Below are 22,250 nucleotides of genomic sequence, written 5' to 3'. Positions count from 1 at the left end.
CCAAATTCTGAATCCCTACAGATACTTGATTCTCACACCTAAGCCGCCGCGACCAACTGACTCAGTAGTACTAACCCACCCTACAATCCACATTCGGCGGCTACCCGCCCGCCCAGACGTCGAGCACGTAGCGGTTCTTTGCGCCCAGCTCCTCGATCCAGCCCGCGCCGGCGGCGGCATCGCTGCCGCTCTTCTCGCGATAGATGGCCACCAGCGCCGCCTTCACGTCGGGCTCCATTTTGCCGCCGTCGCCACAGACATAAATGATCGCGCCCTGCTCGATCAGGCCCCAGACCTTGTCCTTCTGCGCGGCCAGCAGGTGCTGCACATAGGTCTTCGGTCCCTCGGCACGCGAGAATGCAGTGAACAGCTCGGTGACACCGCTCGCCGACAATGCCTTCAATTCATCGGCATAGAGAAAATCCTGGTCGGGGTGGCGGCAGCCGAAGAACAGCATTGCCGGCCCCAGCGCCGCACCCTTGGCTTTCCGTGCGGCGCGCTCCTGGAGGAAGCCGCGGAATGGCGCAAGGCCCGTGCCGGGGCCGATCATGACGATCGGCACCGAAGAATCATCCGGCAGGCGGAAGCCGGCCTTGGTCTCACGCACCATGGCGTAGATCGTATCGCCAGCGCGACGATCGCTGAGATAGTTCGAGCAGATGCCCTTGTAGATGCCGCGGCCCGATGCGGCCGGCCCGCCGACCACACCGACGGTGACGCTGCATCTTGCGGGATCGACCGACGGCGAAGACGAGATCGAGTAATAGCGCGGCGCCAGCAGCGAGAGCATTTCGAGATAGGCGTGGAACGGCAGCTCGCAGGCCGGATACTCGACCAGAAGATCGAATACCGATTTGCGCTTCGCCAGGATCTCGGTGCGGTAGCGCTCGCCAGCCTCCGCGTCGTCGCCGACGAGGGCAAGCAGCTTGGGCTTGGTCACCGGACAGCGCGTGTGTTCCGAGATAATCTGGATCTGCTTGCGCGTCGCGACCTGCTGGAGCTCGACGAAATCGGTGAGGAGCTGACCGACCGACACGCTCTCGCCGACCGGCAATTGCGCGCGGCGGCCTTCGGCCACCGCCAGCTTGATCTGGTCGACCGGCAGGAAGCCGAAGCGGCGCGCCACGGCATCGACCAGCGCCGGATCGTTGCGCGGGACCACGCTGAGATGGTCGCCGACGCGGTAGCTCACGCCTTGCGGCAACTGCACCTCGATATGACGCGTCGAGCGCTCGGACGGGTTGGGACCGCTCTTGCTCTGGAGCTCGTCATTGACCAGCACCTTCATCGCCGCCATGCCGCCGAGCGCGGCGATCGCGTTGACGGCGCCGGGTGCGACGGGCTCGACCTTGTAGAGCGGCTCGTCGTCGGCGTTGCGGCTGAAATCCGCCGTCAGCCCCCACTCCTTCACGGCCGCGGGCGCCGCGGCGGCGAACCATTTTTCGAACTGGCCGTCGAGATCGCTCCGCGCATCGCCCTCGCCGCGCGCATAGAGGCTGCGCGCGCCATGAGCCGAAAGCTGCTCGTCGATGAAGCGCGGTACGGATTGATAGGTGGCGGCCCAGTCGCTGTTGCCGCAACCGAACACGGCGTAGCGCAATCTTGAGAGCGCGTCCTTCGGCATGTCGCCATGGAGCCATTTGACGAACTGCGTGGCATTGTCCGGCGGCGCGCCGTTGTAGGAGGCGCAGAAGATCAGCACACCGCCCTCCTCCGGCAGCTTGCCGGCGTACTCGTCCAGCGACGCAAGCTTGCTGGCAAAGCCGTTGACTTGTGCAAGATCGGCAACGCGCGCTGCCAGTTCCTCGGCGGTGCCGAGATTGGAGCCATACAGCACCAGCAGCGGCGTATTGTGCCCGGGCCGCGTGGTGGCGCGTGGCGCAGCCGCGCCGACACTCGTGGTCGCAGTCGCAGGGCCGGAATAGGCGCCGCGCTCGCGATCGGCGCGCGGACGGACCCTGATCTTGAATCCTTCCGGCTTGATGGTCAGCGTTTCCTTCAGGTGCATCTGGTAGCGCTGGTGGTCGATCAGACGGAAGCGCTGGAGGATCATGCCGAGCGCAAGCGCGGCCTCGTGCATGGCAAAGCCGCGACCGATGCAGGCGCGCTGGCCGTTGCCGAACGGCTTCCAGGCATTGACGGGGCGCCTGGCCTCCGCCTCGCGGCTAAAGTTCTCGGGATCAAAGGCATCGGGGTTGGGTCCCCAGATGCTGGAATCGCGCTGCAGCGCCGTCACCAGGATCGTGGTGAAGGTGCCCTTCTTCAGCTTGTACTTGCCGCCGCCGATGGTCTCGTCCTTCAGCGGCGAGATGCCATAGGCAGGCGCTGGCGGCCACAGCCGCAGCGCCTCCTTCAGGACCTGCGTGATGTAGGTGAGCTGCGTTACCTGCTGATAGGTCGGCTTGGCATTGGCGTCAGGACCGAAGACGCGATCGACCTCGTCATAGGCCTTCTTGAGAATGTCCGGATGCTTGAGCAACGCATAGATCGTGTAGGACAGAAGGCCGCTGGTAGTCTCGTGGCCTGCGATCAGGAACGTGTTGATCTGGTAGCGGATGTTGACGTCGTCGAGCTGCTCGCCGGTGGTACGATCGACGCCGGTCATCATGGCCGCGAGCATGTCCTTCTTGTCGTCCGAGCCTTCCGCACTCTTGCGCCGCTCGGCGATGATCTCATCGACCATCTTGTTCATGAAGGCGACGTCTTCGGCGAGTGTCTTCCGCCGCTTCTGCATCCAGAGCTGCTCGAACGGCAGGCCGCGAGTCATCATGATGGTTTCGAGCGAGCGCACCAGCGACTCGACGAAGGGATGATAGTCGCCCCGGTAGAAGGAATTGAAGCGGTAGTCGAAGCCGCAGAGACCGATCGTATCAAGCGTCAGCGCAGTCATGTCGTGGACGACGTCGATCTCGTCGTCGGCGTTGAGCCGCTCCCATTTCTTGACGAGCTGTTCGGCGATATCGACCATGCTCGGGTGATAGGATTGCATGGCGCGGTTGCCGAAGGGCTGGAGCAGGATGTTGTGGGCCTTGCTCCAGTTCGGTTCGTTGGTATCGGCCGTGAAGAGGCCATCGCCACCGACGGCGCGCACCCGGCGCAGCGCGCCGCGCACCACCTTGTCGAAGCGCTTCTCGTCGGAGAGCTCGTCGACGAGATCATGGCCGGAGACGAAGACGATCGGCGACCCCATCATGTCGAGCCAGAAGATCGGGCCGAGCTCCTTGGCGAGACGCGTCAGATGCTGCACGGGCGCGGCCGGATCCAGCGACAGCATGTTGCCGACCACCGGCTTGGTCGGCGGCTGCGGGATCGGGTCCAGACGATTCTTGGATGACATTGACGCGTTTACCCCCTGCCTCGGTATTCAACGTCGTCATTGCGAGCGAAGCGAAGCAATCCAGAAATGCATCCACGGTGACAGATCTGGATTGCTTCGTCGCTTCGCTCCTCGCAATGACGGACCCGCAACGACGGCTTAGCCAAACCGCCTTCTACGCCATTCGATCAGCTTGGCGCTGACCTCTTGCGGCTTTTCCTGCTGCGTCCAATGGCCGCTATCTCTGACCAGATATTTCTCCAGATCCGGCACCAGCTTTTCCATGCCGTCGGCGGCGGACGGTGGCAGCACCGCGTCGTTCTCGGCCATGATCATCAGCGACGGCACGCGCACGTGATGATCCAGCCCCTTCGAATTCTGCCAGTTGCGGGTGAAGTTGCGGTACCAGTTGATGCCGCCGGTGAAGCCGGTCTCGGTGAAGGTGTCGACGAATACCTTCTTCTCCTCCGCCGACAGGATCGGCGTGCGCGGATCATGCCTGGCATCGTAATTCGCAATCATCTGCGGAAATGCCAGATTGATCCGGGCTGAAGCCCCGACGCCCGCGATCGGCTCCTCCGCTAGCGCGCCAGGAGGACGCGCTGCCGGCTTGCGCATGAAGGCATCGAAGGTCTCTTCGACACGGCTGCTAAAAATCCTGTCCGGCTCGCGCGCGGGGTCCTGGAACTGCACGATGTACATCTGATCGCCGAACCGCTTGCGGAACAGTTCGATCGGATCGGCCGGCGCACGGTCCCAATGCGGCGTATTCACGCCGACGACACCGGCGACGCGCGAGAGGTGCCGCAGCGGCATCTGCCAGACGATGAAGCCGCCCCAGTCGTGCCCGACGAAGACCGCCTTTTCGATGTTCAGATGATCAAGGAGCCCGACGAGATCGCCGGTCAGATGTTCCATGTCGTAGTCCTCGACCGGTTCGGGCCGGTCGGTCGCGCCATAGCCGCGCTGGTCCGGCGCGATCACGCGGATGCCGGCCTCGCTCAGCGCCTTGATCTGGTGACGCCAGGAGAAGGCGAGCTCCGGCCAGCCATGGCACAGCACCATCGGCGGCTTGTCGGTCGTCGGGCCCGCCTCGTAGTAGCCCATGCGAATTCCGTTCGTCTGCACGAACTTGAGGGGCGGCATGTCGATCATTGCAAATGTCCTGGCAAACTTCCTATTCGGCGGCGCCTTTGACCTCTGCCGCAGGCGGCGCGTAGGCCGCTTCCAGCGCGGCGAACTCCTCCGGCAGCATGTCGCACATCACCTGCACATGCGGGATGATGTTGGCGCCGACGATGAAGCCGAAATCGAGCTGGTCGCGATAGCTCTGCACGGTGATGTTGAGCGCCTGGCCGTGGGTGGAGATCGACACCGGATAGATATGCAGCAGCTCGGCACCCGCGGCATAAAGTGTTTGCCGCGGCCCGGGCACGTTGGAGACCGTGATGTTGGCCGCCGGCGGCAGCACGTCCGACAGGTTCGAGCGGCTGTAGAGCAGCGCCAGGATCTGCACCATCATCGGTGCGCCCAGCATCGAGATGTTGGAGACCTGCGGCATCAGCGCGCGCAGCGGATGCGACATCTCCTTGGCCTTGGTCGACTGCGCGATGATCGCCTCCAGCCGTCCCTTGGGATCGTCGACATTGGTGGCGATCGAGCAGATCATGCCGAACACCTGGTTGTTGGCCTCGGTGTTGCCCTCCTCGCGGAGCGAGATCGGCACCGCTGCAGTGAGCGATTTCGCGGGCAGTGTGCCGTATTGCTGGAGATAGCGCCGCACTACGCCGGAGGCGAGCGCGAGCACGACATCGTTGAGCTTGCCGCCGGCCTGCTTGGCGAGCGCCTTCGCCCGCGACAGCGGGATCGAGACGCCGGCAAAGCTGCGCTCGGAGGAGATCGACTTGTTCAACATGGTCGGCGGCGACACCATGCTGGCAAGGCTCTCGCGCGAGTTCGGATCGGAGATCTTGCCGAGCACGTCGGAGACGCTCTTGAGCACGGTCGGGATGTTGCCGGCAAAGCGCACCGCGCTTTCGATCTGGTACATCGCATTGTCGAACAGGATCGAGCCGATATCGCTCTTGCCCGTGCGCGGCAACTGCAGGTTCTTGGCGGCTTGCGAAGCATCAAGTGGCTGGGTGAAGAGCTGCTGGTAGGAATCGAGCAGATTGGCGGCGATGTCGCGCGGCTCCTGGCCCGGCTTCGCGCCGGCCACCGGCGGATCGACCGTCCGCGGGACCGGCGAGATGTCGTAGATCATGTTGGTCAAGGCAGCGCCGGCGCCGCCGTCGATCGCGGCATGGTGCATCTTGGAATAAAGGCCGACCTCGTTGTCCTTCATGCCCTCGAAGACGTAGAACTCCCAGAGCGGACGGGCGCGGTTCAACAGCTTGGCATGCATCCAGCCGACGATGCGCTCCAGCGTCGCGCGGTCGCGCGGCGCGGGCAGGCTGGCGCGGAAAATGTGACGGTCGATGTCGAACTGGTCGTCCTCGACCCAGGAGGGATGGTCGATGTCGAGCGGCGCCTTTTCGAGGCGCGCTTTCAGGATCGGCGCGATGTGCAACCGCGAGGCGATCATCGCCTTGAAGTCTTCGAAGAAGTCGCCCTTGTAGTCGTCAGGCAGGCGAAAGATCGCCATGCTGCCGACATGCATCGGCATTTCCGGCGTTTCGAGATAGAGAAACGACGCGTCCAGCGACGACAGCTTCTTACCGTCACCCATAGTTCCCTCCGACTCATCTTGGACAGGCGCCTTACCGGCGCTTCTTGTCAGGCCGCTACTGTAGGGTCCGGCGGGGCATATGCAATGGCAAACGGCCCCGCCCGGTCGAATGGCCAGAACTCCCCTTCCGGTTGCGCCAGCCGATCGGCCACGGCCCAGAGCGCTGCGGCGTTGACCCCGAGCCCGATATGGCTCGCGAAATAGACCTCGATGTTCTCGGCACGCTCGCAAGGCCGGCATTGGCAGGTACGCCAGTGCACGATCCCGTCGCTCCGCGAAAAGATCGAGCTGCTCGGCACCGGCAGGTCACCGGCGATGGCCTCGCGCAGCTCGGAAAAGTCCTCGACCCGTTCGCCCGACAGCGTCTCATAGAGCCGCGTCGCATTGGTCGCCCGCACGTCATTGGCGAAGGGGCTGCCGAGCGTGACGACATAGCGGACCATGTCGGGTGCCTGGAGCGCGAGGTCGCGGGCATAGACGCCGCCGAGGCTCCATCCGACCAGGCTCACCTTGCGCCCGGTCGCGGCATGAATTTCCGTCAGACGGACACGCAGCGCGTCGCGAACGCGCGCCAGCCCGCCGAGATTGCGGCCCATCCGCCAGGCCTGGGCGTCATAGCCGAGTTCGTGCAGATAGCGGCGCATCGGCGCCATCGACAGGTCGCTGGCGAGAAAGCCGGGCAACGCCAGCACCGGATGGCCGTCGCCCCTCGGCGCCCGCATCAGAAGCGGCGACAACAGGAGGCTGGCGTTGAATTCGAACAGGCCGCGCGCTTCCGCGAGCAGGAGACCAAGGCCCGGCGGACGAAGCCGGGACGACGCCTCCGCTCCATCCTGTCCGAGCCTCATTACTTCTTCTTGTCGCCGCTGCGCGGCCCGCCGAGACCGGCCATCGTCACGAACATGTTCTGAAACTGCTCGGCGATCTTCGGATCGAAGGTGAACCAGCTCTGGATCAGCGATTCCGGCGAGATCTTCTCGATGTTGCTCAGCACCTGCTGCTGCAACTTGTCCATCACCGCAGTCTGCATCGGCGCCACGTCGGGCAATCCGAAGAACTGGCGAGCCTCCAGGGGGGTGCAGTCGATTTCGATGTTAACCTTCATGTCCCCTCCTGATCGGATTCGGGCGGCCTTGCCGCAGTATCACCGCGAGTTGTGGTACGACGCAAGCGACCTGATGCGGGCGCCACATGGCCTCTCCCGCATTCGGTCAATATGGTCAATCAAAAGTCGAATGTCGCGGGCGGGCGATCTGTCGGACTATCGGTCAGCATTGCTGCACAGCGGCGGAAGTTGGCGCGTTCCTTGCTGGAATGGCGCTTGCACGGTGCAAAAACTCTGGGCAACATGGAATCATGAGCCGGCCGAACAATCAAAAATCACGGCACGGCGGAGTGGAGAGGGTCAAGAATGTCGGTACGTCAGGGTCTTTTAGCGATGACGCTTGCCTCAGCGCTTGCGTTGGCGGTCTCACCGGCCATGAGCCAGACGCTGCGCTACGCCAACCAAGGCGAGCTCAAATCGCTCGACCCCTACACGCTCAATGAAAGTACTACCCACGCCCATCTCGGCCACGTCTATGAGGGCCTTGTCGAGCGGGACAAGGACCTGAAGATCATCCCGGCCCTGGCCGAAAGCTGGGAAATACCGGAGCCGACCCGGTGGCGCTTTCACCTGCGCAAGGGCGTGAAATTCCACAATGGCGACCCCTTCACCGCCGACGACGTGGTGTTCTCGGCCGAACGCGTGCGCGCCCAGGGTTCGAACCTGCAGAACCGTCTCCCCGCCGACGCCAAAGTCGTCAAGGTCGACGACTACACCGTCGATTTCGTCCTCAGCTCGCCCAACCCCATCCTCCACGGGCAGTGGGACGTCTGGTACATCATGGACAAGAAATGGGCTGAGGCGAACAATGCGGTGGCACCGACGCCGGTCGCCGCCACGACCCCGAGCTACGCCTCATTGCACGAGAATGGCACCGGCCCCTTCACGATCGAGAGCCATCAGCCCGGCGTGAAGACCGTATTCAAGGCTAATCCGAACTACTGGAGGAAGCCGGAACACAATCTCAAGGAGATCATCTTTACGCCGATCGCCTCGGACGCGACGCGCGTCGCGGCGCTGTTGTCGGGCGAGGTCGATGTCATCGAGCCGGTTCCGATCCAGGACATCCAGCGCGTCAATGCGAGCCCCAATGCGACGGTGCTCTCCGGGCCGGAACTGCGCACGATCTTCATCGGCATGGACGAGTCGCGCGACGAGCTCCTGTTCTCGAACATCAAGGGCAAGAACCCGTTCAAGGACATCCGCGTCCGCGAGGCTTTCTACAAGGCGATCGACGTCGAGCTGATCAAGAATCGCGTCATGCGCGGGCTCTCGACGCCGTCCGCCCTGATGGTCGCACCGGAGCTCTATCCGCTGTCGAAGGAGTTCACGCGGCCGAAATTCGATCTCGATGGCGCCAAGAAGCTCTTGACCGAGGCCGGCTATCCCGATGGCTTCGAGGTCACGATGGACTGCCCGAACGATCGCTACGTCAATGACGCTGCAATCTGCCAGGCCGTGGTCGGCATGCTCGCGCGCATCGGCGTCAAGGTGAACCTGCTGGCGCAGCCCAAGGCGCAGTATTTCGCCAAGGTGCTGAAGCCCGGCGGCTACAAGACCTCCTTCTTCATGCTGGGCTGGACGCCGGCCACGATGGACTCCCAGAACGTGCTGCACGACATCATGGGCTGTCGTGACGATCCGAAGGATCCCAACCGCGGCGAAGCCAATCTCGGCGGCTACTGCAACAAGCAGGTCGACGCACTCACTGACCAGATTCTGGTCGAGCCCGACGCGAACAAGCGCAATCTGCTGATCAAACAGGCCTTCGAGATCGCCAACAAGGACTATGCCTATATTCCGCTGCATCAGCAGGCGCTGGCCTGGGGCGTATCGAAGAAGGTGAAACTGGTTCAGCGCGCGGACAACCAGGTCCTGCTCTACTGGGCCACCAAGCAGGAAGAGTAAGTGTCGACGAGTTGTGAAGTCCCGGAAGCCTCGGCTTCCGGGACTTGCCGTTTAGGGTCACGCAATGATGCGCACCGCTGAAGAGACGTGAAGGTACCAAATGCTCGCTTTCACGCTTCGCAGGGCACTCCAGGCCGTCGGCGTCATGATCGCCGTAGGCGTCATTGCGTTTTCGATGTTCCGCTTCGCCGGGGATCCCGTGAACCAGATGGTGTCGATCGACACCTCCGGTGCCGAACGTGCCGCGATCCGCCAATCGCTTGGCCTCGACGATCCCGTGATCGTGCAGTTCGGCCGCTACGTCGCCAATGCCGCGCAGTTCAAGTTCGGCATCTCCTACCAGTTCCGCCTTCCGGTCACGAACCTGTTGATGGAGCGGATGCCGGCGACGCTGGAGCTCGCGATCTGCGCCACCATCTTCGCGATGGTCGGCGGCATCCTGATGGGGGTCTATTCGGCGCTCCGCCGCGACTCCTTGCTGGCTCACGCATTCCAGGCGATCTCGCTGATCGGCATCTCGCTGCCGACCTTCCTGATCGGCATCCTGCTGATCTACCTGTTCTCGGTGACGCTGGGCTGGCTGCCCTCGTTCGGCCGCGGCGAGGTCGTGCGTATCGGCTGGTGGACGACGGGGCTGCTCACGCTCTCCGGATTGAAGGCGCTCATCATGCCCTCGATCACGCTCGGCCTGTTCCAGTTGACGCTGATCATGCGGCTGGTGCGTGCCGAGATGCTGGAGGTGATGCGCACCGACTATATCCGCTTCGCCCGCGCCCGTGGGCTGACGACACGGGCAATCCATTTCGGGCACGCGCTGCGCAACACGCTGATTCCCGTTATCACGGTGGCCGGCCTGCAGTTTGGCTCGGTAATTGCATTCGCGATCATCACCGAGACCGTATTCCAATGGCCCGGCATGGGCCTCCTGTTCGTGCAGGCCGTGCAGAACGTCGATATCCCGATCATGGCGGCCTATTTGATGATGGTGTCCCTGATTTTCGTCACCATCAATCTCGTCGTCGACATCCTCTATACCATCGTCGATCCGCGCCTGCGCTCGACGGTCAGCCGGGCACATTGAGATGAGTGAGGCCGTCGTTCAGCACAAGGCGGAAGAGCCCGTCGCGCGCGGCGCGGCGCAGACGGGCTGGTTCAAGCGCGCGCTCGACAGCGACCTGTTCTATTCGTTCCGCCGCTCCAGGATCACGATGATCGCGGCGGCGGTGACGCTGCTGTTCTTCCTGCTCGCGATCTTCGCTTCGCTCCTCTCCGTGCAAAATCCCTTCGACCCAGCGCAGCTCCAGTTGATGAACTCGCGCATCTCGCCGCTGTGGACCGCCGATGGCCAGAGCCCGTTCCTGCTCGGCACCGACGAGCAGGGCCGCGACGTGCTCTCCGCGATCCTCTACGGCCTGCGGATCTCACTCCTCGTCGGCGTTCTCGGCGTCGTCTTGTCCGGCGCGCTCGGCATCCTGCTCGGCCTGACCGCGGGCTATTTCGGCGGCGCCGTCGACGGCCTGATCATGCGCGTGGCCGACGTGCAGCTCTCCTTCCCCGCAATCCTGATCGCGCTTCTGATCAACGGCATCGCCAAGTCGGTGCTTGGCAACAAGCTGGATGAGATGAGCATGCTCGGCGTGCTGGTGCTCGCCATCGGCCTGAGCTTCTGGGTGCAATATGCCCGCACCGTGCGCGGCTCGGTGATGGTCGAGAAGAACAAGGACTATGTCGCCGCCGCGCAGCTCATCGGCCTGCCCGCGCCCGTGATCATGCTGCGCCATGTGCTGCCGAACACGATGGGGCCGATCCTTGTGATTGCCACCATCAACCTGGCGCTCGCCATCATCACCGAGGCGACGCTGTCGTTCCTCGGCTCGGGCATGCCCGAAACCATGCCTTCGCTCGGCACGCTGATCCGCATCGGCAACAACTATCTGTTCGCAGGCGAATGGTGGATCGTCGCCTTCCCCGGCCTCGCGCTCGCTGCGCTGATTCTCTCCATCAACCTGCTCGGCGACTGGCTGCGCGACGCGCTCAATCCAAAGCTCAGGTGAGTCCACCTCGTTCATGACCGAAACAGTTCTCTCCGTGCGTAACCTTCAGGTGGAGTTCGCCTCCCGTCGCGGCACGCTGCGCGCGATCGACGGCGTCTCCTTCGATATCGCCAAGGGCGAGGTGCTGGGCGTAGTCGGCGAGTCCGGCGCCGGCAAGTCGGTCACCGGGCTCGCGGTGATCGGCCTGATCGACCCGCCCGGCGGTATTTCCGGCGGCGAAATCCATCTCGCCGGCACGCGCATCGACAATCTGCCGCCGGAAGAGATGCGCCGCGTCCGGGGCAAGCGGATCGGCATGATCTTCCAGGATCCGCTGACCTCGCTGAACCCGCTCTACAAGATCGGTGACCAGATCGTGGAAACGATCCGCACCCATCTGAACCTGTCCGAGCAGGCCGCGCGCCGCCGCGCCATCGATCTCCTCGCCGAGGTCGGCATCCCCGCGCCGGAGAAGCGCATCGACGGCTACCCGCATGAATTCTCCGGTGGCATGCGCCAGCGCGTGGTGATTGCGCTCGCGATCTGTGCCGAGCCCGAGCTGATCATTGCGGACGAGCCGACCACCGCGCTCGACGTCTCCGTGCAGGCGCAGATCATCTCGCTGATCAAGCGGCTCGGGCGCGACCACGGTACCGCGGTGATGCTGGTAACCCACGACATGGGTGTGATCGCGGAGGCCTCCGACCGCGTTGCGGTGATGTATGCCGGTCGCGTCGCCGAGATCGGCCCGGTGCAGGACGTCGTGAAGAATCCGCTGCACCCCTACGCCAAGGGCCTGATGGGCGCGATCCCGACGCTCGCCGGCGAGGACAAGCGCCTGGTTCAGATCCCGGGCTCCATGCCGCGCCTGTCGGCGATCCCGCGCGGCTGCTCCTTCAATCCGCGCTGCGCTTTTGCGTTCGACCGCTGCCGGGTCGAGCGGCCCGAGCCGCTGGTCCAAGGCGCGCAATCAGTCGCCTGCCACCTCTATGACAACGTTCCTGCGGAGAGCGCAGCATGAGCGCGCCCTTCGTCCAGGCCAAAAATCTGCGCCGCGTCTTCGACGTCTCGAAACCGTGGCTGAACCGGGTGCTCGAAGGCGGCCATCTCGAATATCTCAAGGCCGTCGACGGCGTCACCTTCGACATCAACAAGGGCGAGACTTTTGCGCTGGTCGGAGAATCAGGCTCGGGCAAGACGACGGTCGCACGAATGATCGTCGGGCTGCTGCCGCCGAGCTCGGGCCAGGTCCAGATCGACGGCGTCTCGATGACCGATCCGAAGCAGGCGCCGGCACGCCGCCGCTTGCGCCGCCGCATCCAGATGATCTTCCAGGACCCCTATGCGAGTCTGAATCCGCGTTTCCGGGTCGACGCCATCATCGCCGAGCCGATCCGCGCCTTCGACCTGATCCAGGGCGAGCGCGACATCCAGGCCCGCGTCGGCGAATTGTTGAGCCTGGTGGGGCTGCATCCCGACGACCGGCTGAAATATCCGCATGAATTCTCCGGCGGACAGCGCCAACGCATCGCGATCGCGCGCGCGCTGGCGTCCGACGCCGAGTTTATCGTCTGCGACGAGCCGACCTCGGCGCTCGACGTGTCCGTGCAGGCGCAGATCCTCAACCTGATGCGCGACCTCCAGGATAAGTTCGGCCTCACCTACATGTTCATCAGCCACAACCTTGCGGTCGTCCGCCACATGGCGAGCCGCGTCGGCGTGATGTATCTCGGCCGCATCGTCGAGATCGCCGAAGGCCGCGAGCTGTTTGCGCGCCCGCGCATGCCCTACACCAAGATGCTGCTCGGTGCGGTGCCGGATTTGGCGATGTCCGGCCGTCAGCGTATTCCGGTCAAGGGCGAGATCCCGAACCCGATCGATCCGCCGCCTGGCTGCGCGTTCAATCCGCGCTGTCCCCTCGCCTTCGATCTCTGCCGAAAGGAGACGCCGCAACTGATCGACGGCGTCGCCTGCCACGCCGTCAACGCCGCGCCGGTACCGGCGTGACGCGCGCGTGCCATGCCGCCCGCGCAATTGGCAGCGGGTCTTGCCTGTGATCAATTGCGCCCGGCGCAAACAAGAAAAGTGATCTCCCATGGCCAGCAACATCAATCCGGATCCCTTCACGACGAGGCCCGAGATCGAAGGCACGTTCGGGGTCGTTGCCAGCACGCACTGGATCGCGACCGCCGTCGGCATGGCCATCCTCGAAAAAGGCGGTAACGCGTTTGACGCCGGCGTCGCGACCGCCTTCACGCTTCAGGTGGTCGAGCCGCATCTCAATGGCCCCGGCGGCGACGTGCCCATCATCGTGCATGACGTCAAACGCGGCCGCACCGAGGTGATCTGCGGCCAGGGCCCGGCACCTGCGCGCGCCACCATCGCGCACTACAAGAGCGAAGGGCTCGACATGGTGCCCGGCACCGGCCTGCTCGCGGCCTGCGTCCCCGGCACCTTCGAATCCTGGATGCTGCTGCTCCGTGACTACGGCACGATGCGTGTGCGCGACGTGCTTGAACCCGCCATTTCCTACGCACGCGACGGCTATCCGCTGGTTGAACGCGCCTGCGCGACGATCAAGACCGTCGAGCAGCTGTTTCGCAAGCACTGGCCGACTTCGGCCGCCGTCTATCTTCCGAACGGCGAGGTGCCGAAGCCCGGCACGCTCTTCACCAATAAGACACTCGCGGCGACCTACGCCCGCATCCTTAGCGAAGCCGAAAGTGGCGGCGGTGGCCGCGACGCCGAGATCGAGCGCGCGCGGAACGCCTGGTCGCAAGGCTTCGTCGCCGAGGCCATCGACAAGTTCTGCCGGACGCAGGAGGTGATGGACGTCAGCGGCTCGCCGCATCGCGGCGTGCTCTCGGCCGACGACATGGCGCGCTGGCAGCCGACCATCGAGGCGCCGCTCACCTACGATTATGGCCGTTACACCGTCTGCAAGGCCGGTGTCTGGAGCCAGGGTCCGGTGACGCTCCAGCAACTCGCGCTGCTCAAGGGCTTTGCGCTCGACGGGCTCGATCCGACGGGCCCCGAATTCATCCATCTCCAGATCGAATGCGCCAAGCTCGCTTTCGCTGATCGCGAAAAGTTCTACGGCGATCCCAAGTTCAACGAGATCCCGATCGCGACGCTCTTGTCGGATGCCTATAACGACGAGCGCCGCAAGCTGGTCACCGAAAAGGCCTCGCTCGACTTCCGACCCGGCTCGGTCGAGGGCTTTGGCGGGGTCGTCAAATTGCGCCGCGCCGAAGGCCAGCGCGAGGCGGTCGGCGCGCTCGGCGCCGGCGAGCCCACAGTCGGACGCTTCGGCGAAGTGCGCGGCGACACAGTTCATTTCGACATCATCGACAAGGCCGGCAACATGGTGTCCTCGACGCCATCGGGCGGCTGGCTGCAATCCTCGCCGGTCATTCCGGAACTCGGCTTTTGTCTCGGCAGCCGCGCCCAGATGTTCTGGCTGGAGGAAGGTCACCCCGCCTCGCTCGCGCCGGGCAAGCGTCCGCGCACCACGCTGTCGCCGACCATGGCGCTGCGTGACGGCGAGCCGTATCTCGCCTGGGGATCCCCGGGCGGTGACCAGCAGGATCAGTGGATCACGCAGTTCTTCCTGCGGCATGTCCATTGCAACCTCAATCTCCAGGAGGCGATCGACGCGCCGGCTTGGCATTCCGAGCATTTCCCGATCTCGTTCTGGCCGCGCACCGCGCGCCCCGGCGTGCTCGTGGTGGAGAACCGCGTGCCCAAGGCGACGATCGCGAATTTGCGCGAGCGCGGGCATATCGTGGAGGTCGGCCCCGACTGGTCCGAGGGCCGCCTCACGGCCGCCTCGCGGGTCGGGGTGCGCCGACGCGCCGCCGCCAATCCGCGCGGCATGCAGGGTTACGCGGCAGGACGCTGAAGGGCTGACGAGCACGACATGACCTGGTCGATCATCGCCCGAGATCCTGCCACCGGCCAATTCGGCATCGCGGTTGCGACGCGCTTCTTCGCCGTCGGCGCGCGCGTCCCCTTCATCGCCGCTGGCCTTGGCGCCATCGCGACGCAGGCTTTCGTCAATCCCTATTATGGCATCGACGGCATCAAGCTGTTGCGCGAAGCCCTGAATGCGCATGACGTGCTCGCGGCACTGCTGGCGACCGATGATGGCCGTGAAAGCCGCCAGGTCCACATCATGGACGCCAGTGGCGAGGTCGCGGCGCACACCGGCCGCGACTGCATCGACTGGTGCGGACACACGGCGGGAAGCGGCTTCTCCATTGCCGGCAACATGCTTGCCGGTCCTGATGTCCTCAGCGAGACGGCGAAGACCTACATCGCCAATGACAGCCTGCCCTTCCCGCGCCGCCTGCTGGCGGCGATGCGCGCCGGCGAAGCCGCAGGCGGCGACAAGCGTGGCAAGCAGTCTGCTGCGCTCTTGATCCATGGCGAGGAGGAATGGTCCGCGCTCGACCTGCGCGTCGACGATCATCCCGATCCGCTCGCCGAGCTGGCACGGCTCGAGCAGGTCAGCAACGAACTCTGGGTACACTTCCGCGACTCCCTGCCGACGCGCCGGAACCCCGCGGGGATCACCGATCGCGCGGTGATCGACGCCCGCATCGCGGCCGCCCGCGCGACCGAGCAATGAGCGCGGCGCCCCTCATCGAGATCGAGGGCCTGCGCGTCCGCTTCCACGGCGACGATGGCCGCATCACCCACGCGGTGGACAGCGTCGATCTCAGTGTCGCCAATGGCGCGACGCTCGGTCTCGTCGGCGAATCCGGCTGCGGCAAGAGCGTGACGTCGCTTGCGATCATGGGACTGTTGCCGAAGCAGACCAGCGAGGTCACCGGCAACATCCGCTTCGATGGCGTTGATCTCCTGCAAAGCTCCGACAAGAGCCTGCGCGACCTGCGCGGCAACCGGCTCGCGATGATCTTCCAGGAGCCGATGACCTCGCTCAATCCGAGCTTCACCATCGGCGACCAGATCATCGAGGCGATCCTGCGCCACCGCGGCGGCACAAGGAAGAGTGCGCGCGAGCGGGCGATCGAGCTGCTCCGCCGCGTCCATATCCCTTCGCCCGAGCGGCGCATCGACGAATATCCGCACAAGCTCTCCGGCGGCATGCGCCAGCGCGTGATGATCGCGATGGCGCTCGCCTGCGACCCCCGCCTTTTGATCGCCGACGAGCCGACCACCGCGCTCGATGTCACCTTGCAGGCACAGATCCTGGAGCTGATGCGCGAATTGAAGGCGGCAAGCGGCGCTGCCATTATCCTGATCACCCATGATCTCGGCGTCGTCGCCGAGGTCTGCGACGAGGTGGCGGTGATGTATGCCGGCGAGATCGTCGAGCGCGCGCCGGTGGACGAATTGTTTGCCTCGCCGCAGCATCCGTACACCGTCGGGCTGCTCGGCTCGATCCCGCGCCTCGACCACCGCGCCGAGCAGCTTGCAACGATCGAAGGCATGGTGCCGAACATGGCGCAGCCGCCGGCCGGCTGCCGCTTTGCGGCGAGATGCCCGTTCGTGCTTCAGGCTTGCACCAAGGCGCCGCCGCCACTCGCGAAAGTCAGCCCCGGCCACCTCTCGCGCTGCATCCGCGCGCCGCTCGAGCAACTGGTGTCGTGATGGCGCTGCTCGAGGTCGAAAATCTGGTCAAGCATTTCGTTGCCGAGCGCTCGTTGCTCGGCAGGCCCAAGGCCCTCGTCAAGGCCGTCGACGGGGTCAGCTTTGCGCTCGAAACCGGCAAGACGCTCGCGCTGGTCGGTGAATCCGGCTGCGGCAAATCGACGGTCAGCCGGCTGGTGCTGCGGCTGATCGAGCCGGATGCCGGCAGCGTCCGTTTCGAGGGTCGTGATCTGCTCGCGCTCGACGCCAATGCGCTGCGCACCTTCCGCCGAAAGGCGCAAATCATCTTTCAGGATCCTTACGCCTCGCTCAACCCGCGCATGACCGTCGGCCAGATTCTGACCGAGCCGCTCGCGCTGCATGACCTGGTCCCGCCATCGTGCCGCCGCGAGCGCGCTGCCGAGTTGTTGCGGCTGGTCGGGCTGGAGCCGAGGCTCGCGCGCCGCTATCCGCACGAATTCTCCGGCGGGCAGCGTCAGCGCATCGCGATTGCGCGGGCGCTGGCGGTCGAGCCCAGGCTGATCATCTGCGACGAGCCGGTCTCGGCGCTCGACGTGTCGATCCGCTCGCAGATCCTGAACCTGCTGCGCGAGTTGCAGGATCGCCTTGGCCTCGCCTACATCTTCGTGTCGCACGATCTTGCCGTGGTGAAGCACATCGCCGACCGCGTCGCCGTGATGAATCTCGGTCGCATCGTTGAGACGGCCGACGCCGACGCACTGTTCGCCGCGCCGCGCCATCCCTATAGCCGCGCGCTGTTGTCGGCGATTCCCCTGCCGCAGCCGCACGCAAAGCGAAGCACCATCCTGCTCAAGGGCGAGATGCCGAGCGCGCTCAATCCGCCGACGGGGTGCCGCTTCCACACCCGCTGCCCGTTCGTGGTCGACCGCTGCCGTAGCGAGGCACCGCAACTTTTGGCTGATAGCAGCGGCCATGCCACGGCATGTCACCGCGTCGCGGAGCTGCCACCGGCCGATGCCATCCTGCCCGCCCCGCACGCTATGTCGCCGGAGCTCGCGAAATTGGTCGCAGCCTTCAGCCGAAAGACGGAAGGCGCTGGCCCCTCCGGGGTTGGTATACAAGATGCACCGGTCACACCGAGATAGCCGATAGCCATGAAGGTGATGCAATGAAGATGTTCCGTCTCGCGGCGACCGCCGCCACCTTGCTGGTGTCACTCGGCGCCGCCCAGGCCCAGACCACGCTGCGCATCGGCCTTGCCGAGGACCCCGATATCCTCGATCCGACCATGGCGCGCACCTATGTCGGTCGCATCGTGTTCGCCGCATTCTGCGACAAGCTGTTCGACATCGACGAGAAGCTCAACATCGTGCCGCAGCTCGCGTTGTCCAGCGAGACCGCAGACGACGGCAAGGCGCTCGTGATCAAGCTTCGGCCCGGCGTGAAATTCCATGATGGCGAGCCGTTCGACGCGGAGGCCGCAAAGTTCTCGCTTGAGCGACACCTCACCTTCCCGGGTTCGTTCCGCAAGCCCGAGCTCGCCTCGGTCGACCATGTCGAGGTGGTCGATCCCCTCACGATCAGGCTGGTGCTGAAGGCGCCATTCTCGCCGCTGCTCGCGCAGCTCACCGACCGCGCCGGCATGATGGTCTCGCCGAAGGCTGCGAAAGCCGAAGGCGACAAGTTCGGCCTGCATCCGGTCTGCGCCGGACCCTACAAGTTCGTCGAGCGCGTGCAGCAGGACCGCATCGTGTTCGAGAAGTTCGCCGACTATTGGAACAAGGATAATGTCTTCATCGACCGCGTCGTGTTCCAGCCGATCGTCGATTCCACCGTGCGGCTTGCCAATCTGAAATCCGGCGGGCTCGATCTGATCGAGCGCGTGCTCGCGACCGATCTGAAGGACGTGCGGGCCGACTCGCGGCTGAAGGTCGCCACTGCCATCGAGCTCGGCTATCAGGGCGTCACGCTCAACATCGGCAAGGACAAGGCCAAGGGGCCGCTCAGCCAGTCCGCCAAGGTGCGCCAGGCGCTCGACCTTGCCATCGACCGCGAGGCGATCAACCAGGTCGTCTTCAACGGCGAGTTTCAGGTCGGCAACCAATGGGTCAATCCCGATCATCCCTTCTATCAGAAGGCCGTTCCGGTCCGCGCCCGCAATGTGGAGAAGGCCAAGGCGCTGTTGAAGGAGGCCGGCGTGACGCCGCCCGTCAGCGTCGATTTCCTGGTGCCGAAAGGCGCGGAAACCGAAACGCCGGCGCAGGTGATCCAGTCGATGGTGGCGGAAGCCGGTTTCGACATGAAGATCCGTGTCACTGAGTTTGCGACCGGGCTCAAGCAGGCCGAGGCCGGCGATTATCAGGCCTTCATGCTCGCCTGGAGCGGCCGCGTCGATCCCGACGGCAACTCCTACATCTTCCTGCACAGTGATGCCCCGCAGAACTATGGCGCGTGGAACAATGCACAGGCCGACAAGGCGCTCGAGGAGGCCCGCCTCGTCAGCGATCCCGACAAGCGCAAGGCGATCTACGAGACTCTGGCGAAGCTGGTCCAGGAGGAGGAGCCGATCCTCTATCTCTACCACCGCCGCATCATCATCGCCCACACCACCAGGCTTGAAGGTTACAAGCAGATGCCGGACGGCCTCGTTCGCGTCGTCGGCCTCAAGCTGAAGTGACGCGCTTGGCTACCCTCTCGTGTCCCGGACGCGGCGCGGCGCGCGAGCGCCGCACCGCAGAGCCGGGACCCAGAGCCCCAAACAATGACGCATGGATCCCGGTTCAGCGTCGCAACATTGCATGTTGCGCCGCGCCCGGGACATGGGAGCGTCCATGCTGAACTTCCTCGCCCGCCGTCTTGCGCAGATCATACCGACGCTGTTCTTCGTGTCGGTGCTGATCTTCTCGCTGCAGCAACTCCTGCCGGGCGATCCGGCGCTGGTGATGGCCGGCGAGGAGCGTGATCCCGCCGTGATCGCGCAGATCCGCAAGCAATACCGGCTCGATCAGCCCATCCCCGTCCAATACGCCTATTGGGTAAAAGGGGTTCTGACCGGCGACTTCGGCGAGTCCCTGCGCAACAAGATGCCGGTGCGCGCGCTGATCGCGCAAAAGCTTCCGGTGACGCTGCAGCTTGCGTCGATGGCGATCCTGATCGCGTTCCTGATCGGCATTCCCGCGGGCATCGTCTCGGCGGTCAAGAAAGGTACCGCCTGGGACTACGGCGCCAATTTGTTTGCGCTGTGGGGCATCTCGACGCCGAACTTCTGGCTCGGCATCATGCTGATCTTCCTGTTCTCGATCGAGCTCGGCTGGCTGCCGGCCTCCGGCTATGTGCCGCTGACGGAGGACTGGCGCGCGAGCCTTGCCGCCACGATCATGCCGGCCTTCGTGCTCGGCAACGCCATCGCCGCGATCCTGATGCGGCATACGCGCAGCGCCATGCTCCAGGTGCTGGAGAGCGACTATGTCCGCACCGCGCGCGCCAAGGGCCTCCTGGAGCGGACGGTCATCCTCAAGCACGCCATGCGCAATGCGCTGACGCCGGTGATCACGCTTGGTGCGCTCGAACTCGGCACGCTGCTGTCGGGCGCGGTGCTGACTGAGCAGATCTTTTCCATTCCCGGCTTCGGCAAGCTGATCGTCGACGCGGTGTTCAACCGCGACTATGCAGTCGTCCAAGGTGTCGTGCTGGTCACCGCGACGATCTACATCACGCTCAACCTGATCGCCGACATCGCCTATATCCTCGTCAATCCGCGGCTGAGGGGCTAGGCCATGGCCGACGCGGTGCTTTCAACCAATCCCGCCACTGATACGAGCGAGCTCGACAGCCCCGCACGCCGCGCGCGGCGGCGCCTGTTCAAGCGCAAGGCGGCGGTCGCGGGGCTCGTCGTGATGACGGCGTTCATCCTGTTGGCTCTGCTGGCGCCGTTGATCGTTCCGTATGATCCCGTTGCCACGAGCTGGAGCCTCGTGCGAAAAGCCCCCACCGCGCTACATTGGTTCGGCACCGATGAGCTCGGCCGCGACATATTGAGTCGCGTCGTCTACGGCGCGCGCGCCTCGCTGCTCGCCGGTGCCATCTCGGTCGCGATCGCGCTTGGCATCGGCGTACCGCTCGGCCTGCTTGCCGGATACCGCGGCGGCTTCACCGACGCGCTGATCAGCCGGATCACCGATGCGATGCTCGCATGCCCGTTCCTGATCCTCGCTATCGCGCTCGCGGCGTTCCTGGGCCCGAGCCTCGGTAACGCCATGATCGCGATCGGCATCTCGGCTACTCCGGTATTCATTCGCCTCACCCGCGGGCAGGTGCTGAGCGTCAAGGCCGAGGACTATGTCGAGGCGGCGCGCGCCCTCGGCAACCCCTCCTGGCGGATCGCGTTCGCCCACATCCTGCCCAACATCCTGCCGGCGCTGCTGGTCCAGGCGACGCTGTCGATCGCCGCGGCCATCATCGCGGAGGCCGCGCTGTCGTTCCTTGGCCTCGGCCAGCAGCCGCCGGCGCCGTCCTGGGGCAGCATGCTCAACGCCGCCCAGCGCTTCCTGACGCAGGCGCCGTGGATGGCGATCTGGCCTGGCCTCGCGATCTTCCTGGTGGTGCTGTCCCTGAACCTGCTCGGCGACGGCCTGCGCGACGCGCTCGATCCGCGCCAGCGCTAAGGTGAAGTGACAAAGTCGTCGCCGGTCCGAGCACCTCTCCCGGAGGGAGAGGTCGAATTGCGCAGCAATTCGGGTGAGGGGGTCAGGTCCATCGATAGAGCGTAACCCCTCACCCGGCGCTTCGCGCCGACCTCTCCCCTTGGGAGAGATGGGGCAGTGCACGCGGCGCCAGAAGCTAGATCACGACCTCGCGCACCACGCGGCGGCAATCCATCTCGAATTCGAGATCGACGACCGGCGGCCGCGCGAAATGCCAGGTGAGCCCCGAGCGTAGAGCGCCGCGGCGGACTAGCTCGTCGCCCAGCGCGTGGTGGAAATTGCGGATCGAATAGGCCTGCACGGCGGTCGTCTCCTTCCAACCGAAGCCGAATGCCGCAAGGCGGCTCTCCATCTGCGCGGTGGTGAAGCGGACCTTCTCCGTGATCCCCTCCGGGCTGAGGTCGCGATAGCGCACGGTGCGCTCGACATAGCTGCCGCTACCCTCCCGCGCCTCGGCGCCGCCGGCGATCACGAAGGTCGGCGTGCTCGATCGCGTCGGCCGCGTGAAGGAGAACGCTTGGAAGGATGGCTCGGCGGGCGGATCAATCTCGGGACAGACATTGCTGCGTGCCACCGGATTGGTGGTGCCGTCGAAAATGCCCCATTCGGACAGCGTCTTGACGTAGTGCAGATTGAAGTTGCGGAAGCCTTCTTCCGTAAACGCGGCCGGCGAGCGCAGCTCGCCGGCGCAGAACGCCGTTAGCGGCCTCCCCGCCTCCCGGATGAATTTGGCGGCCAGCGAAAATCCCTCCGCCAGCGGCACCAGACGATCGAAGCGAACCCGCTCGATCTCGTAGCCGGGATCGGCGGCGGCGCCCGCCGAATACTGGAATACGGACGGAATGAAGCGATAGTTGCCGGCGGCGAATTCGCGGGTCAT

At 64.8% G+C, this 22,250-nt stretch carries 18 protein-coding genes; 12 read left to right on the top strand and 6 right to left on the bottom strand.

Annotated elements, in window-relative coordinates; translation table 11 throughout:
• Positions 1-100: 100 nt before the first annotated feature.
• The 5 genes from Q2941_RS15940 to Q2941_RS15920 all read right to left on the bottom strand — a co-directional run bounded on the left by Q2941_RS15940 (position 101) and on the right by Q2941_RS15920 (position 7,149).
• Complete coding sequence (locus Q2941_RS15940; protein ID WP_458193063.1) at positions 101-3,337, bottom strand: bifunctional cytochrome P450/NADPH--P450 reductase; 3,237 nt, start codon at positions 3,335-3,337, stop codon at positions 101-103.
• A gap of 138 nt (positions 3,338-3,475) precedes the next feature.
• Complete coding sequence (locus Q2941_RS15935) at positions 3,476-4,471, bottom strand: alpha/beta fold hydrolase (RefSeq protein WP_458193062.1); 996 nt, start codon at positions 4,469-4,471, stop codon at positions 3,476-3,478.
• 22 nt (positions 4,472-4,493) lie between these two features.
• A complete protein-coding gene (locus Q2941_RS15930; protein WP_458193061.1) occupies positions 4,494-6,044 on the bottom strand; it encodes a wax ester/triacylglycerol synthase family O-acyltransferase in 1,551 nt (516 codons plus the stop codon).
• Positions 6,045-6,091: 47 nt separating this feature from the next.
• A complete protein-coding gene (locus Q2941_RS15925; protein ID WP_458193060.1) occupies positions 6,092-6,892 on the bottom strand; it encodes an esterase/lipase family protein in 801 nt (266 codons plus the stop codon).
• Entirely contained in the window at positions 6,892-7,149 is a 258-nt protein-coding gene (locus Q2941_RS15920; protein WP_027525482.1) for a DUF6489 family protein, read from the bottom strand. Before Q2941_RS15920 ends, Q2941_RS15925 begins: the two co-directional genes overlap by 1 nt.
• A gap of 306 nt (positions 7,150-7,455) precedes the next feature.
• Here Q2941_RS15920 and Q2941_RS15915 point away from each other — a divergent pair, with 306 nt between their 5' ends.
• The 12 genes from Q2941_RS15915 (at position 7,456) to Q2941_RS15860 (ending at position 21,331) form a co-directional block, all read left to right on the top strand.
• Entirely contained in the window at positions 7,456-9,057 is a 1,602-nt protein-coding gene (locus tag Q2941_RS15915) for an ABC transporter substrate-binding protein (protein WP_458193059.1), read from the top strand.
• A gap of 100 nt (positions 9,058-9,157) precedes the next feature.
• Entirely contained in the window at positions 9,158-10,138 is a 981-nt protein-coding gene (locus Q2941_RS15910) for an ABC transporter permease (protein ID WP_458193058.1), read from the top strand.
• 1 nt (position 10,139) lies between these two features.
• Positions 10,140-11,111, top strand: a complete 972-nt coding sequence (locus tag Q2941_RS15905) for an ABC transporter permease (protein ID WP_027525485.1) — start codon at positions 10,140-10,142, stop codon at positions 11,109-11,111.
• Positions 11,112-11,124: 13 nt separating this feature from the next.
• Entirely contained in the window at positions 11,125-12,111 is a 987-nt protein-coding gene (locus tag Q2941_RS15900; RefSeq protein WP_458193057.1) for an ABC transporter ATP-binding protein, read from the top strand.
• Positions 12,108-13,097 carry an ABC transporter ATP-binding protein gene (locus Q2941_RS15895; protein WP_458193056.1) on the top strand — a complete coding sequence of 330 codons (990 nt, stop codon included), beginning with the start codon at positions 12,108-12,110 and terminating at the stop codon, positions 13,095-13,097. The genes Q2941_RS15900 and Q2941_RS15895 overlap by 4 nt, the downstream gene beginning before the upstream one ends.
• Before the next feature lie 88 nt (positions 13,098-13,185).
• Positions 13,186-14,991 carry a gamma-glutamyltransferase family protein gene (locus tag Q2941_RS15890; RefSeq protein ID WP_458193055.1) on the top strand — a complete coding sequence of 602 codons (1,806 nt, stop codon included), beginning with the start codon at positions 13,186-13,188 and terminating at the stop codon, positions 14,989-14,991.
• Between the two features lie 18 nt (positions 14,992-15,009).
• Positions 15,010-15,720, top strand: a complete 711-nt coding sequence (locus tag Q2941_RS15885; protein ID WP_027525489.1) for a DUF1028 domain-containing protein — start codon at positions 15,010-15,012, stop codon at positions 15,718-15,720.
• Positions 15,717-16,706, top strand: a complete 990-nt coding sequence (locus Q2941_RS15880) for an ABC transporter ATP-binding protein (RefSeq protein WP_027525490.1) — start codon at positions 15,717-15,719, stop codon at positions 16,704-16,706. Before Q2941_RS15885 ends, Q2941_RS15880 begins: the two co-directional genes overlap by 4 nt.
• A complete protein-coding gene (locus Q2941_RS15875; protein ID WP_458193054.1) occupies positions 16,706-17,812 on the top strand; it encodes an ABC transporter ATP-binding protein in 1,107 nt (368 codons plus the stop codon). The genes Q2941_RS15880 and Q2941_RS15875 overlap by 1 nt, the downstream gene beginning before the upstream one ends.
• Positions 17,813-17,835: 23 nt before the next feature.
• Positions 17,836-19,344, top strand: a complete 1,509-nt coding sequence (locus Q2941_RS15870; RefSeq protein WP_458193053.1) for an ABC transporter substrate-binding protein — start codon at positions 17,836-17,838, stop codon at positions 19,342-19,344.
• 154 nt (positions 19,345-19,498) lie between these two features.
• The gene (locus Q2941_RS15865; RefSeq protein ID WP_027525493.1) at positions 19,499-20,440 is read left to right on the top strand and encodes an ABC transporter permease; all 942 of its coding nucleotides are present in this window, start codon (positions 19,499-19,501) and stop codon (positions 20,438-20,440) included.
• A gap of 3 nt (positions 20,441-20,443) precedes the next feature.
• Entirely contained in the window at positions 20,444-21,331 is an 888-nt protein-coding gene (locus Q2941_RS15860; protein WP_458193052.1) for an ABC transporter permease, read from the top strand.
• 175 nt (positions 21,332-21,506) lie between these two features.
• On the opposite strand, the gene cnbZ is transcribed toward Q2941_RS15860, so the two are convergent.
• Positions 21,507-22,250: a 2-amino-5-chloromuconate deaminase CnbZ gene (gene cnbZ / locus Q2941_RS15855; protein WP_027525495.1), complete on the bottom strand. Its 744-nt coding sequence runs from the start codon at positions 22,248-22,250 to the stop codon at positions 21,507-21,509.

This window comes from Bradyrhizobium sp. UFLA05-153, from assembly GCF_054185185.1.
Note: the sequence above shows the minus strand (reverse complement) of the source record. Positions and strands in the feature narration are given on the sequence as shown.